Here is a 14,835-nt window from a genome sequence, read left to right on the forward strand (position 1 = left end):
CTCGTTGAAACGATCGAGGCAACCGAATGCAACAACTACTTCGCAAACGCCGGCTACGCTTCCGTCAAAACGTGAAAGACTCTAGTTTCTAGAGTCTCTTCGGGATCATGCTTTAGAATATCTTCCGCGAAACCCGCCGTTCGACGGCCGGCGCAGACCGTCGCTGCTGTCGCCGGACACCTGCGTGCGCGGCCGGAAACAGCAGCGTAAACAGCACGTTACGACTGTTCGCCGGCAATTTGATTCAAGCAGTTGAGATTTTGATTCAGACCGGCATCTTGCAGCCAAGTTGAATCGCTTCGGCGTCGCGGGAAATGCGTCTAAAACTAGGCGCGCTGGGCCTGTGCGGTATGCCCCAACGCCACGAACACTGTGCGCACGATGCCGGCGCTGTCCAGCCCGGCATCGGCATACATCTTTTCCGGCTTGGCATGGTCGACGAACGCGTCGGGCAGCACGAGTGGGCGCACCTTCAAGCCGCTCTCCAGCAGCCCTTCATGGGCCAGGAACTGCAGCACATGGCTGGCGAAGCCGCCGACCGCGCCCTCTTCCACCGTGACCAGGATCTCGTGCGAACGGGCCAGCCGCCGGATCAGGTCCTCGTCCAGCGGCTTGGCAAAACGGGCATCGGCGACCGTGGTCGAAAGCCCGGCCGCGCCAAGCTCCTCGGCCGCGGCAAGGCAATCCTGCAGCCTGGTGCCGAAGGAAAGCAGCGCAACCTTGGTGCCTTCCCTGACGATCCGGCCCTTGCCGATCTCCAATACCGAGCCGCGTTGCGGCATCTCGACGCCAACGCCGTTGCCGCGCGGGTAGCGGAAGGCGATCGGGCCGTCATCGAAGCTTGCAGCGGTGCGTACCATGTGGCGCAGCTCGGCCTCATCGGCCGCGGCCATGACGACGAAACCGGGCAGCGTCGCCAGGAACGTCGTGTCGAAGGCGCCGCAATGGGTGGCACCATCGGCGCCGACGAAGCCGGCGCGGTCGATCGGAAAGCGCACCGGCAATTTCTGGATCGCCACGTCGTGAACGACCTGGTCGTAGGCGCGCTGGAGAAAGGTCGAGTAGATCGCGGCGAAAGGCTTGAAGCCTTCCGTGGCAAGGCCGGCGGCGAAGGTCACCGCATGCTGCTCGGCAATGCCGACATCGAAGGTCCTCGCCGGAAACGCTTCGCCGAACAGGTCAAGCCCGGTGCCGTTCGGCATGGCGGCGGTGATGGCGACGATGCGGTCGTCCTCTCGGGCCTCCTGGATCAGACTTTCGGCAAACACCTTCGTATAGCTCGGCGCATTGGCGGGCGCCTTGGCCTGAGCGCCGGTGATGACGTCGAATTTGTTGACGCCATGATATTTGTCGGCCGCCGCCTCGGCCGGGGCGTAGCCCTTGCCCTTCTGGGTCACGACATGGATCAGCACCGGGCCGTCGGCATTGTCGCGGACGTTCTTCAGCACCGGGATCAGGTGCTCGAGGTTGTGACCGTCGATCGGACCGATGTGGTAGAAACCCATCTCCTCGAACAGCGTGCCGCCGGTGACGTAACCGCGCGCGTGCTCGACCGCGCGCTTGATGGCGCGATCCGCGCGCTCGCCGAGATAGGACGTCAGCTTCTTGCCGAAATCGCGCAACCCAAGATAGGTCTTGCCTGAGGCGAGCCGCGCCAGATAGGCGCTCATCGCACCGGTCGGCGGAGCGATCGACATGTCGTTGTCGTTCAAGATGACGATCAGCCGGGCATCGAGTGCGCCGGCATTGTTCATCGCCTCGTAGGCCATGCCGGCCGACATGGCGCCGTCGCCGATGACGGCAATGACATTGTTGCGGCCATCGGACAGATCGCGCGCCATCGCCATGCCGAGGCCGGCTGAAATCGAGGTTGAGGAGTGGGCTGCGCCGAACGGATCGTATTCGCTCTCGACGCGACGCGTGAAGCCGGACAGGCCGCCCTCCTGCCGCAGCGTGCGGATGCGGTCGCGGCGGCCGGTCAGGATCTTGTGCGGATAGGCCTGGTGGCCGACGTCCCAGATCAGCCGGTCGTCCGGCGTGTTGAAGACGTAGTGCAGCGCGACAGTCAGTTCGACCACGCCGAGGCCGGCGCCGAGATGGCCGCCGGTGTGGGAAACGACGTCGATCAGTTCGGCGCGAAGCTCTGACGCCAGCTGCGGCAGGTCGCCTTCGGCAAGCGTGCGCAAATCGGCTGGGACGCGGACCTTGTCGAGAAGCGGCGTATCGGGCTTTGCGTTCACTGTTTGCGAGCCTGGTCAGATTTTCTGTTCATCGTGAAATATGCCGCTGGCCGGCGAATGTAAATGTGGCGGTAACGCGCATCAGCTTTCGGGCAGCGGGATGAACTCTTGCTCGTCTCCAGGAACGATATCGAAGCGGCCCGTCTTCCATTCTTCTTTCGCCTGCTCGATGCGTTCCTTTGAGGACGATACGAAATTCCACCAGATATAACGTTTCGAACCGAGGGAAGCGCCGCCAAACAGCATGAAATGGGCGCCGCGATCCGATGAAACAACGATCTCATCGCCGGGCCGGAAAACCAGCAGCCGCTCGGCCGGGAAGCGGTCACCGGATATCGAAACCTCGCCTTCCAGCGTATAGATGGCGCGCTCCTCGGCATCGGCCGGGATCTTCACGCTGGCACCCGGCGCCAGCCTGAGATCGGCATATAGCGTGTCCGAAGCGGTGGCGACCGGGGAGCGCAGCCCGGACAATGCACCGATGACGATACGGCCGCTGACACCCTCTGCATCGATTTCGGGCAGGCGCAGGGCCGCGGTGTTTTCGAAGACCGGCGCTACCTCTTCCTTGCCGTCCGGCAGCGCCAGCCATGTCTGCAGGCCGGAAACCGACATCGGCAAGCCGCGCAGTTCTTCCGGCGTGCGCTCCGAATGGACGATGCCGCGGCCGGCGGTCATTAAATTCACGTCGCCGGGCTGGATCACCATCTCGGTGCCGAGCGAATCGCGGTGCCTGATCTTGCCGTCGAACAGGTAAGTCACCGTCGACAGACCGATATGCGGATGCGGGCGCACGTCGAGCGCCTGGCCGGCCCGCAGAACGGCTGGACCCATGCGGTCGAAGAAGATGAAGGGTCCGACCAGCCGGCGCCTGGCCGTCGGCAAGGCGCGGCGAACCTGAAATCCGCCGATGTCCTTGGCATTCGGAATGACCATCAGTTCGATCTGATCGCTGGCGAAGGCATCGCCCATCTGCGGATCGTTTCCGGGAAAGAAGCTCACGCGGTCCCCTCAGGCGAAGCGAAGTGCAGATTTGGCCTTCGCCTTGGCCGCCACCTCTTCGCGATTGCGCGGATGCTGCGTCGTCTCGAGGCTGTCGAGCAATTCACGCGCCGAGGCGGCAATGGCCTCGACGGCATGGTCGAACGCATGCTGGTTCTGTTTCGACGGCCGTGTCGTTCCGCTCAGCTTGCGGACAAACTGAAGTGCAGCATCGCGGACCTCGTCATTGGTTGCCGGCGGATCGAAATTGAACAGGGTTTTGATGTTTCTGCACATCGTTCGCAATCTCCTCTCGTCCTGGAGCCGTTTCAAACGGGATGAGTTTTACCCTCAATCGTGATGATGTCCAAAGCCGGTAAGCACAATCGTCGTTCGAGGCCGCGCCTCAGTCCGCATCCAGCGGCTCTGTCCCCACCGGCTTGCCGTCACGCGACAGCCTGATTTTCTCGACCTTGTCCTCGGCCGCTTTCAGCAGCCGGTCGCAATGCGCCTTCAGCGCCTCGCCGCGCTCGTAAATGCGGATCGACTGGTCGAGCGGCACGTCGCCGCGCTCCAGATCGTCGACGATCCGTTCCAGCGCCTCGAGCGCCTGCTCGAAGCTCATCGCCTTGACGTCCTCGTTGGTCTCACCAGCCATCATTTATCCCTTCATCAGCCGCCCGACATGGGCGGCGACCGAAAATGCCAATCCCTGCAGATCGTAGCCGCCCTCGAGAACGCTGACGAGCCGGTTGCGGCTATGGCGCCCGGCTCGTTCGAGCAACTGGCCGGTCGCCCAGTCGAAATCATCCTCGGTCAGGTTGATCTCGGCCAGCGGATCGCGGTGGTGGGCGTCGAAGCCGGCGGAGATGATGATGAGATCGGGCGCAAAATTGTCGAGCGCCGGCAGGATGCGTGACAGAAAGGCGTCACGGAAAACATCGCTGCCGCTCTGCGGCGCCAGCGGCGCGTTGACGATGTTGCCGGCGCCGGTTTCGCTCGCAGCCCCGGTTCCCGGGTAAAGCGGCATCTGGTGTGTCGAGCAATAGAGCACCGACGGATCGTCCCAGAAGATGTCCTGCGTGCCGTTGCCGTGGTGCACATCCCAGTCGACGACGGCAACGCGGCCGGCGCCATGGTTCTTCTGCGCGTAGCGTGCCGCGATCGCCGCGGTGTTGAACAGGCAAAAACCCATGGAGGTGGTCTTTTCGGCATGATGGCCGGGCGGCCGAGCGGCGACGAAGACGTTCTCGGCACGGCCGGTGAAGACGTCGTCGACCGCGGCGTTGGCAGCGCCGATCGCGGTCACGGCCGCCTGCCAGCTCTTCGGGCTGGCGGTGGTATCGGCGTCGATACGGGCGATGCCGGTGTCCGGTATCGCTGCGCGGACACGTTCGACGAATTCGGGCGGATGCGCGTAGAGGATGGTTGCCTCGTCGCCTTCAGGCGCCTGGACGCGATCGAGCGCCGCGAAGGCCTCGTCGTCAAGCACACGCTCTATGGCGCGCACACGGTCCGGCCGCTCCGGATGACCGGGCGGTGTTATGTGCTCGAGGAAAATCGGATGGGTGTAAAGTCTCGTGACCATGCCCCGATATAGGCGCGCCTTCCCGGTTTGGCCATGTTTTCGCGCGCTGGTGACGCGATGTTCAACAGGGTTTAGGCAACCGGCGTCGGCTGAGCCCACCGCGAGCCGCCTGGGAGTGGCGAAAAGATGACCTCAGGCCGGTGATCGGTCAACCTCGGGCTGCATCGCTGACGGTCGATCAGGTTGATGCAGCCTGCCGGTGCGATTGAGCAGCCCTTCCAAAAGAACCTTGAACGCCTTCACTGCCTTCTTCGACGTCGCTTCGGGATCGTTCGAATTTGCGATCCACTGCGCCGCATGCAGCGAGGCGCCGCTGACCAGCCTTGCCGCGGCCTCGGGATCGACGGCGAGAATTGTCCCCTCGTCGCTCAGTCTTTGCAGGCTCTCTGTCATCGAGCGGATGCATGTGCTCTGGCTTGGCCATTGCGATGGATCGCCGAGCACCGCCGGCCCGTCGCGAAGCACGATACGCTGGATCTCCGGCTCCAGCGCCATCTCGATATAGGCGGTGCATTCGTCGACAAAGCCCTGCCAGAGATTGTCCGGCTTGGCCGAAACGACCTTCAGCCGGGCTGCCATTTCGGCGTCGATCTCGGCGATAACCGCCTGGAGCAGGCCCTTCTTGTCGCCGAAGTGATGATAGAGCGCACCGCGCGTCAGCCCGGCCGATGCCGTGAAGTCATCCATCGAGGCTTCGGCATAGCCGAGCATGCCGAAGGCCTGGCGCGCCGCCCCGATCAGCTTTGCGCGGGTTTCGGCAATCATCTCCTTGCGCGGTCTGTGCATGCTCTGGCCCTATTAACATACGCTTCGTATGCCAATTGACATACGCCGCGTATGATCTATTTAAACTCATACGCTACGTATGTAATCGCCGAACCGGCCGTTGTCGAGGAGCCAGACCATGCAAAATCCCTATTCCCAGATCTTTCGCGCGCCGGGCGCCAAGGGCTTTGCTGCCGCCGGCTTCGTTGCCCGGCTGCCGATGGCCATGGCTCCGATCGGGATCGTCGCAATGCTGTCGCAGACCGATGGCGAATACTGGCTGGCCGGTGCCGTTTCCGCGACATATGCGCTGGCGAACGCTTTCGTCGCCCCGCAGGTATCGCGACTGGTGGACCGCCTCGGCCAGACGCGGGTTGTGGTGCCGACCACCATGATTTCCACGCTCGCTTTCGCGATCCTGATTGCAGCGGCCAATCAGCATTGGCCGATATGGACGCTATTCGTCTCGGCGCTGCTCGCCGCCGTGATGCCCAGCATCCCGGCAATGGTGCGCGCACGCTGGACCGAGATTTTTCGCAACCGCCCCGAGTTGAACACGGCGTTCGCCTTCGAGTCGGCGGCGGACGAACTGGTCTACATCGCCGGCGCATCGCTGTCGGTCGGACTGAGTGTCGCGCTTTTCCCGGAAGCGGGAGTGCTCGCGAGCACATTGTTCCTGGCCTTCGGTTCGACGGCCTTCATCCTGCAGCGCTCGACCGAACCGCGAGCGCGACCGGTGGAACACGGTTCGGGCGGCTCGGCAATCCGCCTGCGGCCGGTCCAGATCATCACCTTGGCCCTGATCTTCATCGGCGCGACCTTCGCCACCACGGAGGTGAGCACCGTGGCGATCACCAAGGAGCTTGGCCAGCCGGGCGCCGCCAGCTTCGTCATCGGCGTCTACGCGCTCGGATCGTTCGTCGTCGGCATCGTCATCGGCGCCCTGAACCTGAAAGTGCCGCTGCAGATTCAGCTTGCCATCGCAGTCGCCATCATTGCGCTCACCACGCTGCCGCTGCTCGTCGCCGACACCGTGCCGCTGCTGGCACTGGCCGTCTTTGTCAGCGGCGTGGCAATCTCGCCGACCTTCATCACGGCATTCGGGCTGATCGAGCGGCGCGTGCCGGAGGCGGTGCTGACCGAGGGCGTCACCTGGGTGATGACCGGCATCGGCATCGGCATGGCGCTCGGCTCCTTCGCCGCCGGCTGGGTGGTGGACGCTTTCGGCGCGCAGAACGGGTTCTGGGTCTCGGTGGCATCGGGCAGCATCGCGCTAGCCATCGTGCTCGCCGGCCAGCGCAGCCTTGCCGCGCCGGACTGCGACATGGCTGCATGCGACGCAGCCGCGGTCGCTGCGGAATAGTTTCCGGTGCGTCCGGCCCCGAGCGGGGGCCGGACGCATACCAGCACCGTGAGAATGGCCTAAAGAATCTCGGTCTTGGCGATGTGGATGCCAAAACCTTCGAGGCCGACATAATGGCGCTCGCGCGAGGCGATCAGATTTATCGAGGAAATGCCGAGATCCTTGAGGATTTGCGCGCCGAGGCCGATCTCGCGCCATTCGTTTTCGCGGCGGCGAGCCTCTTCGTGATCCTCGCGGTCGCCGGCAGCCGGGCGCTTGCGCTCCTGATGGGCGACGCCGACCGAGCCTTCGCGCAGATAGACGATGACGCCGCGCTTACGCTCGCCCATCGTCTTCATGATGGCGTCCAGTCTGTGGCTGGTGCCGAACACGTCGCTGACCACGTCCTCGGAATGAAGGCGCACCGGCACCTCCTCGCCGTCGCGGATGTCGCCGAAGACGATCGCTACATGATGCATCGAATCCCAGGGCAGCGTGTAGGTGAAGACCTGTGCCTTGCCGCCTGTCGTCTCAATGTCGGAACAGGCGACACGCTCGACCAGCGTTTCCTTGCGCTGCCGGTAGGCGATGAGGTCGGCAACCGAGATCTGCTTCAACCCGTGCTTTTCGGCGAAGGCCTGCACCTGCGGGCCACGCATGACGGTGCCGTCATCGTTGACCAGCTCGGAAATGACGCCGACCGGCGGCAGGCCGGCGAGCTTGCAGAGGTCGACAGCGGCCTCGGTATGGCCCGAACGCATCAGCACGCCGCCTTCGCGTGCGATCAGCGGAAAGATGTGACCGGGCCGGACGAAATCGGACGCGCCGACATTGCCGTTGGCGAGATTGCGCACCGTCAGTGTGCGGTCGTCCGCTGAAATGCCCGTCGTGGTGCCGTGCTTAAAATCGACGCTGACGGTGAAGGCGGTGGTGTGGGCCGAATCATTGTCGGCGACCATCGGCGACAGGTTGAGCCGCTTGGCTTCCTCGCGCGGCATCGGCGTGCAGACGATACCCGACGTGTTGCGAACGATGAACGCCATCTTTTCCGGCGTGCAATGGACGGCGGCTACGATCAGGTCGCCCTCGTTCTCGCGGCCGTCATCGTCCATAACGACGACGATCTCGCCGCGCTCGAAGGCGCGCAGGGCTTCGACGATCTTCTTCTGGTCGTAAGGCATAAGTGCTCGCTTCGCTCGCAGGGAATAGGGGAGTAGGGCAGTACGGGAGTAGAGAAAAGGAAAAATGCTGTCGTGGGAGCTGCGTAACCTGCTCGCTACTCCCCTACTCCCAACTCCCTTCCCGTTTGTCCCCGATGACGCAGATAATGATCGGCAATGGCGCAGGCAACCATCGCCTCGCCGATCGGTACGGCGCGGATGCCGACGCATGGATCGTGCCGGCCCTTGGTCATAATCTCGACGTCGTTACCGTCCTTGTCGATCGACTTTCGCGGCGTCAGGATCGACGAGGTCGGCTTGACGGCGAAACGCGCGACGATCGCCTGGCCGGTCGAGATGCCGCCGAGGATGCCGCCGGCATTGTTGGACAGGAAGACCGGCTTGCCGTCATTGCCCATGCGCATCTCATCGGCATTCTCCTCGCCGGTGATGCGGGCGGCCTCGAAACCGTTGCCGATCTCGACACCCTTGACGGCGTTGATCGACATCAGGCCGGCGGCGATGTCCTGGTCGAGCTTGGCATAGATCGGCGCGCCAAGCCCCGCCGGAACGCCGTCGGCGACGATCTCGATGACCGCACCGACCGAGGAGCCCGCCTTGCGGATGCCGTCCAGATATTTGGTGAAGACGGCGACGGACGCCGGATCAGGCGTGAAGAACGGGTTTTCGGCGTCGCCGACGAAATTCCAGTTCCAATTGGCGCGATCGATCGATTTATCGCCCATCGACACCAGCGCGCCGCGCACCACCATGCCGGGCACGACCTTGCGGGCAAGCGCTCCGGCCGCCACCCGCGCCGCCGTCTCACGCGCCGAGGAGCGGCCGCCGCCGCGGTAGTCGCGCAGGCCGTATTTGACCTCGTAAGTGTAATCGGCATGGCCCGGCCGGAACTGGCGGGCGATGTCGCCATAATCCTTGGAGCGCTGGTCGACATTCTCGATCAGCATCGACACCGGCGTGCCGGTGGTGATCATCGTCTCGCCGTCCTCATCGAGGATGAAGCCGGACAGGACCTTCACCTCATCCGGTTCGCGACGTTGCGTCACAAAACGTGACTGGCCGGGGCGGCGCTTGTCGAGTTCGGCCTGGATCTCGTCGCGAGTGAAGCGGATGCCTGGCGGACAGCCGTCGACGACGCAGCCCAGCGCTGGCCCGTGGCTTTCGCCCCAGGTGGTGACGCGGAAAAGATGGCCGAACGTGTTGTGCGACATGGAACCAGCCCTGCCGGCGTCGGAGCCGGCCTAGCGCATAACCCCGAAAATCGGAGCGATTTTCGGAAAGGATCATGCACAAAATCAAAAGTGCTACAGCGTTCCTTGCGCGTCTAGGAGGACGCGCGGCGCTGTCGCCTGCCTTCTATTGGCGTTTTCCACAGTGGTCAAACTGTGATCCGGCGGATTTAGTTTTGACACATTCGATTGGTTTCTGCTCAGTTCCGTTCCGTTGGACCTAGCCGCTGTACCGGCAATGATTAAAGAGGACGATGATGCGTATCCTGATTGGCGCTGTTGCCGCCACGCTGTTGATCTCCACCGCCGCCTTCGCCGGCCAGACCGAAGGCCTGATCAAGAAGGTCGACAAGGATGCACTGACGCTGACGCTGGACGACGGCAAGTCCTACAAGCTGAACGCCGAAACCGACCTCGATGCGCTGAAGCCAGGCATGGACATCGTCCTCGCCTATGACGTGACGAATGGCGAGAATGTCGTCACCGATATGGAACTGCCGGACACCGGATCGACCGAGTAGAGTCTTTCCGGCCGATCCATCCCGAAGCCGGCGGGTGGAAACGAGCACATAGCGCCCTGAACGGCATGGGAAAGCTTGTCACTGAACGGCTGAAATGAGCCGGGAGCGGACTGGCATCTTTCGAGCATCTAGTTGGCGAAGCAGCCATTCAGCTCATGACCGTATTTACGAGGCGGCCACGCAAGTCCGCAGGTGAGACGCCAATAGTTCGGACGCGGGCTTGCTCGGGCTCTGCAACGGGCTCATTAAGTAGTAGGCGCCACCGGGGATGATGGACTGATTACGGAAGATCACCAACCGCTCTTCCCGGACAAGGTCACCGGTGTTCGCAATCCATCCGAGCATCACTCCCATCCCTGCTAGCGCAGCCTGAGTTGCCTGAACGTGGTTGTCAAATGAGAGATCTCCTTCCCGGTCATGCGGTAGACCGACCGCGTCGAAATATTCGTCCCAGCCGGGCGAAAATTCCTCGTCGGCATTAACGTGGAGGAGGGTAGCTTGCCCGAAATTGCCAGAGCCGAGCCGTTCAACGGCCTTCGGGCTACAGACTGGGATCAAGCGCTCATCGAACAGCGGTTCGCATTTGCCATCAAGCCAGTCGCCCGCCCCATAGCGAATCACCAGGTCGGCTTCGGGCGTAAACTGCGGGCTGCCGGATGTTGGTACAACCCGGACAATAATGTCGGGGTGTCGAGCGTAGAACGTCGCCAAACGTGGCATTAGCCAATATGTGCCAGTGCAGACGGTGCAAGCGATCGTAACGACGTTCTGCTCGCTTCGCTCTAGTGCTCTAATTTTTCCGATTGCGCTCTCGATCCGGTCCATTCCGTCCGAAACTGCGTGAAGCAGAACCTGGCCTGCGTCTGTCAACGCAGAAGGACGCATCCGTCGATCAAGCAGCTTCGTGCCGATGTAGTCCTCGAGATTCCGAAGCGCTTGGCTGACGGCGGGCTGCGTGACATTCAACTCCGCCGCCGCGCTCTGGACACCGCCGGCACGAACCACGGTTTCAAAGGCTGTCAGAAGCCGGAGAGGAGGGAGATGTCGACGCAATATCATAATCCCTTGCTTATGTCAGATTAGACTTTCAGATCTTCCAGACCTAATCAAATAACGCAATTATCGCAACTAGCGAGGGCCGATCCACAGTTACAATATAAGCACATCTTAACCAGAGCGAGTTCATGAACGCCCATCCCCATCCCTCCGAACTGACTGCGGAAGAAACACAGTCGCTCCGGGTCGATCTTGCTGCAGCCTTTCGTCTGGCAGCTCAGTTCGATTGGCATGAATCGGTGGGAAATCATTTCAGTGCCGCACTTTCCGCTGACGGGAAGAAATTTCTCATGAACCCACGCTGGCGGCACTTCGGGGAGATTCGGGCGAGCGATCTCTTGGTTCTTAACGCTGGCGACAGCGAGGTGATGACTCGGCCTGACGCTCCAGATCCTTCAGCGTGGACGATCCACGGTTCCGTGCACGGCGCGCGCCCGGAAGTCAGGGTTATGCTGCATTGCCATCCGCCGTATACGACGGCGCTAGCCAGCCTGAAAGATCCTGACATGAAGCCTGTCGACCAGAACACGGCCCGTTTCTTTGGCAAGCTCGGCTTTGATCTCGGCTTCGGCGGTATTGCTGACGATGCCGCCGAAGGGCAACGCTTGGCGGCTGCTTTCGGCAACAAGAGCGTCATCATCATGGGCAACCATGGTGTCACGGTCACGGGCCGAACAGTCGCCGAGGCTTTTGAAGACCTCTATTTCGCAGAGCGCGCGGCCAAGATCCTTGTGCTCGCATATTCAACTGGCCAGCCTCTGAATGTCATGTCCGACGACCTCGCCCAGAAGACAGCCGATGGCTGGCTTCCCTACAATGACCAGGCATTCGCGCACTTCGACTACTTGAAGCGGCAATTGGACAGAAACGACCCTTCATATCGCGGCTAGCCCTGGACTTCACGGCGTAAGGAGAAAACGTGCGTAATATTGAAGTTCTGTTCTTTGACGTCCTGGGAACGATGGTCGACTGGCGTGGCAGCATCACGGCCGAGGTCGGAGAGTTTCTGAAACGCCACAACCTTGGCCGCATAGACCCTGCTCGTTTTGCCGACGCGTGGGTAGGACGCTACGACGCTTCGGTCGACCCGATCCGGGCAGGTGAGCGATCATTCGTTTCCCTCGATCAGGTAAACAGAGAAAATCTCGTTGCCAGCCTCGAGGAATTCGGCTTGTCCTCCGCATCATTGCCACCGGAGGAACTTGAAGACCTCAATCTGTCTTGGCACCGCCTGAAGCCCTGGCCGGACCTGGGCGAAGGTCTTTCTCGGTTAAAGTCGCGTTTCATAATCGCTCCGCTGTCCGATGGACACGCCCGGCTTCTGGTGAACGTGTCGAAATTCAATAATCTGCCGTGGGATTTTATCGTTGGCGCCGATATGTCTCAGGCTTACAAGCCCATGCCGCAGGTCTACCTGCGGGCCTGCGAGTTGCTCGAGGTCCAGCCGGAGAATGCCATGCTGGTGGCGGCGCATGACTACGACCTGGAAGCGGCCCGTCGTTGCGGATTGAAGACCGCCTACATCGTTCGCGCCAATGCTGAAGACCCATCCAAGGTAGGTAACCAGAAGGCACAGGACGGCTGGGACTACAAAGCGAAGAACCTGCTCGAACTCGCCGACATGCTCCAATAGCCACCCAGCATGCGTCCTCCAAGTTGGCTGTCCCGGCTGAAGCCCATCGATCGTTCGACGAGCCAGTCCTGTTACCGCCGCAGCGGACACCGGATGCTGCCAGCGACACTTCCGGCATCTATGTCGAGCTTGGAAAAGGCCAACTGATTTAAATGCCAGGGGAAACTGTGGCCAACTTAAACACCGTACCCCGAGATGTAGTTTTTTATCTGGTACCGGACTTCGATATTCTGTCGTTCGGAGGCGCGCTTGAGGTGTTCCGCCTTACGAACCTGGTGTTGGGCTACCAGGCTTACAGCTGGAGGCTTCTCTCTGCAGACGGGAGTGACGTCGGGGCAAGCTGCGGTCTGGATATTCGCTCTTTCCCGCCGAGCTTGATGCCGCAAAATGACAGAATGTACTTGCCAGCTGAATCGCTGACGGTCGATGCCTATGCCGTGAAACTCTGCTGGGCCTGGCGGCCAGCGGCAAATGGAACGGGCCAAGGCAATCCAACTGGCAGCAGTCGCCCGATTAGTTGAGACCGAGTGCCGCTCCTTGCGTACCCTCGAACGGAACTTCGCTGTCGACGATGTCCGCTTTCAGGCAATGGCGAGGGGATGCTGAGCGGCTGATATGCGGCGCAAAGCGGCTGTTCGCGGCTCGCCATCTGGAGGTCGGGTCACCTTGCATCGTTCCGACTTGCCTTCAATGCCTGAGAAGGGGCTGATCGTTAAGAGTTTGACCGCTCAAAGCCACTCCAGGCGCCGGCCGTCCAGTCTGAGCACGCGGTCCTGCGGCACGTCCATGCTGACCGCATCTTGTTCGGGCATCCCCAGTACCAAGCGGAACATTACGCGCATGACGCCACCATGGGTCACGCAGACCGTCTGGCGATCGAGCGCCTCGAACCACGGCTTCACCCGTTCGAGCAGCATCTGATAGCTTTCGGCGCCTTCGCCGGGCGGCTGGAAATTCCATTTGTCGAGCCGGCGGCGCCTGGTCGAACCAGGATTATTCGCCTCGAGTTCGGCAAAGGTGAAACCCTGCCAGTCGCCAAAGCTCAATTCCACGAGCAGCGGCTCGGTACGATAGGCGTGCGGATCGAGCTTCATCGCCGCGCGCAGGCGCTCCATCGTCTCACGCGTGCGCCGCATCGGGCTGGCGACAAAGTCGAAATCTTCGGGCTTGTCGATGAGTTCGGCCAGCCTGCGCCCGTTGCGGCTAGCCTGCTCGCGGCCAAGCTCGTCGAGGTCGGTATCGGCCTGCCCCTGCAGCCGGGCCTCGGCGTTCCACGCCGTCTGGCCGTGGCGCACGATATAGACGAGCGGGTACATCAGGTCTTCCGGAGGAGGTCAGGCGGTGGCGTCAGTCCTTGACCGTCGAAATATCCGGCGCGTCGACCGCCTTCATGCCGACGACATGATAGCCGGAATCGACATGATGTATCTCGCCGGTGACGCCACGCGAAAGGTCGGACAGGAAATAGACGCCGGAATCGCCAACCTCCTCCTGCGTGACCGTCTCCTTCAACGGCGAATTGTATTCGTTCCATTTCAGAATATAGCGGAAATCGCCGATGCCGGATGCGGCAAGCGTCTTGATCGGGCCGGCGGAGATCGCGTTGACACGGATCTTCTTGGCGCCGAGATCGACGGCCAGATAGCGCACGCTGGCTTCGAGTGCCGCCTTGGCGACACCCATGACGTTGTAGTGCGGCATCACCTTTTCCGCGCCGTAATAGGTCAGCGTCAGCAGCGAGCCGCCGTCGGTCATCAGCGCCTCGGCACGTTTGGCAATGGTCGTGAAGGAATAGACCGAAATATCCATGGTGCGCAGGAAATTATCGCGCGTCGTCTCGACATAGCGGCCGGTCAGCTCGTCCTTGTCGGAAAAGGCGATAGCGTGGACGAGGAAATCGAGCTTGCCCCAATGGCTGGCGATATCGGCGAACACCGCATCGAGGCTGGCCGGGTCGGTCACATCGCAATGGCCCGCGACATGCGCGCCCAGTTCCGCCGCAAGCGGCTCGACACGTTTCTTGAACGCCTCGCCCTGATAGGTCAGCGCGATCTCGGCGCCGTGATCGACACAGGCCTTGGCGATGCCGTAAGCGATCGAGCGATTGTTGGCGATGCCAAGGATAAGGCCGCGCTTGCCGGCCATAAGGCCCCGTTCACCCGCCATGTCAGCGCTCTCCGCAAGGTTCTCTGCTTTGTGGAGTGCCTATCGCACAGCCACAGTGCCCCTTCAAGCGTTCAAAGCGGACAGTTCGGGGGACAAAGCCGCTGGTCTACAGAGCCGCGCGTCCTTTTGGGCG

Annotated in this window: 16 protein-coding genes; 5 read left to right on the forward strand and 11 right to left on the reverse strand. The window is 61.9% G+C overall.

The features are described 5' to 3' along the window. Positions 1-326: 326 nt before the first annotated feature. The 6 genes from dxs to NKH83_RS23525 all read right to left on the reverse strand — a co-directional run bounded on the left by dxs (position 327) and on the right by NKH83_RS23525 (position 5,595). Positions 327-2,240 (reverse strand): 1-deoxy-D-xylulose-5-phosphate synthase, encoded by a 1,914-nt coding sequence (gene dxs / locus NKH83_RS23500; RefSeq protein WP_352807787.1) that lies wholly within the window; start codon positions 2,238-2,240, stop codon positions 327-329. A gap of 81 nt (positions 2,241-2,321) precedes the next feature. Beyond that, positions 2,322-3,242 carry a pirin family protein gene (locus NKH83_RS23505; protein ID WP_352804326.1) on the reverse strand — a complete coding sequence of 307 codons (921 nt, stop codon included), beginning with the start codon at positions 3,240-3,242 and terminating at the stop codon, positions 2,322-2,324. Positions 3,243-3,251: 9 nt separating this feature from the next. Continuing rightward, complete coding sequence (locus tag NKH83_RS23510; RefSeq protein ID WP_023716908.1) at positions 3,252-3,518, reverse strand: DUF2277 domain-containing protein; 267 nt, start codon at positions 3,516-3,518, stop codon at positions 3,252-3,254. 109 nt (positions 3,519-3,627) lie between these two features. Continuing rightward, on the reverse strand, positions 3,628-3,879 hold the full coding sequence (locus tag NKH83_RS23515) for an exodeoxyribonuclease VII small subunit (RefSeq protein WP_031211056.1): 252 nt from the start codon (positions 3,877-3,879) through the stop codon (positions 3,628-3,630). 3 nt (positions 3,880-3,882) lie between these two features. Then, entirely contained in the window at positions 3,883-4,809 is a 927-nt protein-coding gene (locus tag NKH83_RS23520) for a histone deacetylase family protein (RefSeq protein ID WP_352807789.1), read from the reverse strand. 132 nt (positions 4,810-4,941) lie between these two features. Continuing rightward, on the reverse strand, positions 4,942-5,595 hold the full coding sequence (locus NKH83_RS23525) for a TetR/AcrR family transcriptional regulator (RefSeq protein WP_352807791.1): 654 nt from the start codon (positions 5,593-5,595) through the stop codon (positions 4,942-4,944). A gap of 118 nt (positions 5,596-5,713) precedes the next feature. On the opposite strand from NKH83_RS23525, the gene NKH83_RS23530 reads away from it, so the two are divergent. Beyond that, entirely contained in the window at positions 5,714-6,937 is a 1,224-nt protein-coding gene (locus tag NKH83_RS23530; protein WP_352807793.1) for an MFS transporter, read from the forward strand. 59 nt (positions 6,938-6,996) lie between these two features. Here the strand turns inward: NKH83_RS23530 and ribB are convergent, their stop codons facing one another. Both ribB and aroC read right to left on the reverse strand, forming a co-directional pair. Further along, positions 6,997-8,097: a 3,4-dihydroxy-2-butanone-4-phosphate synthase gene (gene ribB, locus NKH83_RS23535; protein WP_352807795.1), complete on the reverse strand. Its 1,101-nt coding sequence runs from the start codon at positions 8,095-8,097 to the stop codon at positions 6,997-6,999. A 95-nt stretch (positions 8,098-8,192) separates the two neighbouring features. Next, positions 8,193-9,308, reverse strand: a complete 1,116-nt coding sequence (gene aroC / locus NKH83_RS23540) for a chorismate synthase (protein ID WP_352807796.1) — start codon at positions 9,306-9,308, stop codon at positions 8,193-8,195. Positions 9,309-9,583: 275 nt separating this feature from the next. Between aroC and NKH83_RS23545 the strand changes: the two genes are divergently transcribed. Further along, positions 9,584-9,847, forward strand: coding sequence for a DUF1344 domain-containing protein (locus NKH83_RS23545; RefSeq protein WP_023716902.1), 264 nt, complete (start codon positions 9,584-9,586; stop codon positions 9,845-9,847). A gap of 165 nt (positions 9,848-10,012) precedes the next feature. Here the strand turns inward: NKH83_RS23545 and NKH83_RS23550 are convergent, their stop codons facing one another. Continuing rightward, positions 10,013-10,900 (reverse strand): LysR substrate-binding domain-containing protein, encoded by an 888-nt coding sequence (locus tag NKH83_RS23550; RefSeq protein ID WP_352807482.1) that lies wholly within the window; start codon positions 10,898-10,900, stop codon positions 10,013-10,015. Between the two features lie 131 nt (positions 10,901-11,031). Between NKH83_RS23550 and NKH83_RS23555 the strand changes: the two genes are divergently transcribed. The 3 genes from NKH83_RS23555 (at position 11,032) to NKH83_RS23565 (ending at position 13,057) form a co-directional block, all read left to right on the forward strand. Then, on the forward strand, positions 11,032-11,793 hold the full coding sequence (locus tag NKH83_RS23555; RefSeq protein WP_352807797.1) for a class II aldolase/adducin family protein: 762 nt from the start codon (positions 11,032-11,034) through the stop codon (positions 11,791-11,793). A gap of 29 nt (positions 11,794-11,822) precedes the next feature. Continuing rightward, entirely contained in the window at positions 11,823-12,536 is a 714-nt protein-coding gene (locus tag NKH83_RS23560; RefSeq protein ID WP_352807798.1) for a haloacid dehalogenase type II, read from the forward strand. A 167-nt stretch (positions 12,537-12,703) separates the two neighbouring features. After that, the gene (locus tag NKH83_RS23565; protein ID WP_352807799.1) at positions 12,704-13,057 is read left to right on the forward strand and encodes a hypothetical protein; all 354 of its coding nucleotides are present in this window, start codon (positions 12,704-12,706) and stop codon (positions 13,055-13,057) included. 207 nt (positions 13,058-13,264) lie between these two features. On the opposite strand, the gene NKH83_RS23570 is transcribed toward NKH83_RS23565, so the two are convergent. Both NKH83_RS23570 and fabI read right to left on the reverse strand, forming a co-directional pair. Next, complete coding sequence (locus NKH83_RS23570; protein ID WP_352807800.1) at positions 13,265-13,852, reverse strand: histidine phosphatase family protein; 588 nt, start codon at positions 13,850-13,852, stop codon at positions 13,265-13,267. 31 nt (positions 13,853-13,883) lie between these two features. After that, positions 13,884-14,702, reverse strand: coding sequence for an enoyl-ACP reductase FabI (gene fabI / locus NKH83_RS23575; protein WP_352807801.1), 819 nt, complete (start codon positions 14,700-14,702; stop codon positions 13,884-13,886). Positions 14,703-14,835 lie beyond the last annotated feature (133 nt).

The sequence above is a fragment of the Mesorhizobium sp. M0909 genome (genome assembly GCF_040319515.1).
In the GTDB taxonomy this organism is placed as follows: Bacteria; Pseudomonadota; Alphaproteobacteria; order Rhizobiales; family Rhizobiaceae; genus Mesorhizobium.

Coding starts and splice junctions, on each gene's coding strand:
- NKH83_RS23545 (WP_023716902.1), top strand. CDS start 9,584: ATGCGTATCCTGATTGGCGCTGTTGCCGCCACGCTGTTGATCTCCACC.
- fabI (WP_352807801.1), bottom strand. CDS start 14,702: ATGGCGGGTGAACGGGGCCTTATGGCCGGCAAGCGCGGCCTTATCCTT.
- ribB (WP_352807795.1), bottom strand. CDS start 8,097: ATGCCTTACGACCAGAAGAAGATCGTCGAAGCCCTGCGCGCCTTCGAG.
- NKH83_RS23515 (WP_031211056.1), bottom strand. CDS start 3,879: ATGGCTGGTGAGACCAACGAGGACGTCAAGGCGATGAGCTTCGAGCAG.
- NKH83_RS23510 (WP_023716908.1), bottom strand. CDS start 3,518: ATGTGCAGAAACATCAAAACCCTGTTCAATTTCGATCCGCCGGCAACC.
- NKH83_RS23570 (WP_352807800.1), bottom strand. CDS start 13,852: ATGTACCCGCTCGTCTATATCGTGCGCCACGGCCAGACGGCGTGGAAC.
- NKH83_RS23530 (WP_352807793.1), top strand. CDS start 5,714: ATGCAAAATCCCTATTCCCAGATCTTTCGCGCGCCGGGCGCCAAGGGC.
- aroC (WP_352807796.1), bottom strand. CDS start 9,308: ATGTCGCACAACACGTTCGGCCATCTTTTCCGCGTCACCACCTGGGGC.
- NKH83_RS23520 (WP_352807789.1), bottom strand. CDS start 4,809: ATGGTCACGAGACTTTACACCCATCCGATTTTCCTCGAGCACATAACA.
- NKH83_RS23525 (WP_352807791.1), bottom strand. CDS start 5,595: ATGCACAGACCGCGCAAGGAGATGATTGCCGAAACCCGCGCAAAGCTG.
- NKH83_RS23555 (WP_352807797.1), top strand. CDS start 11,032: ATGAACGCCCATCCCCATCCCTCCGAACTGACTGCGGAAGAAACACAG.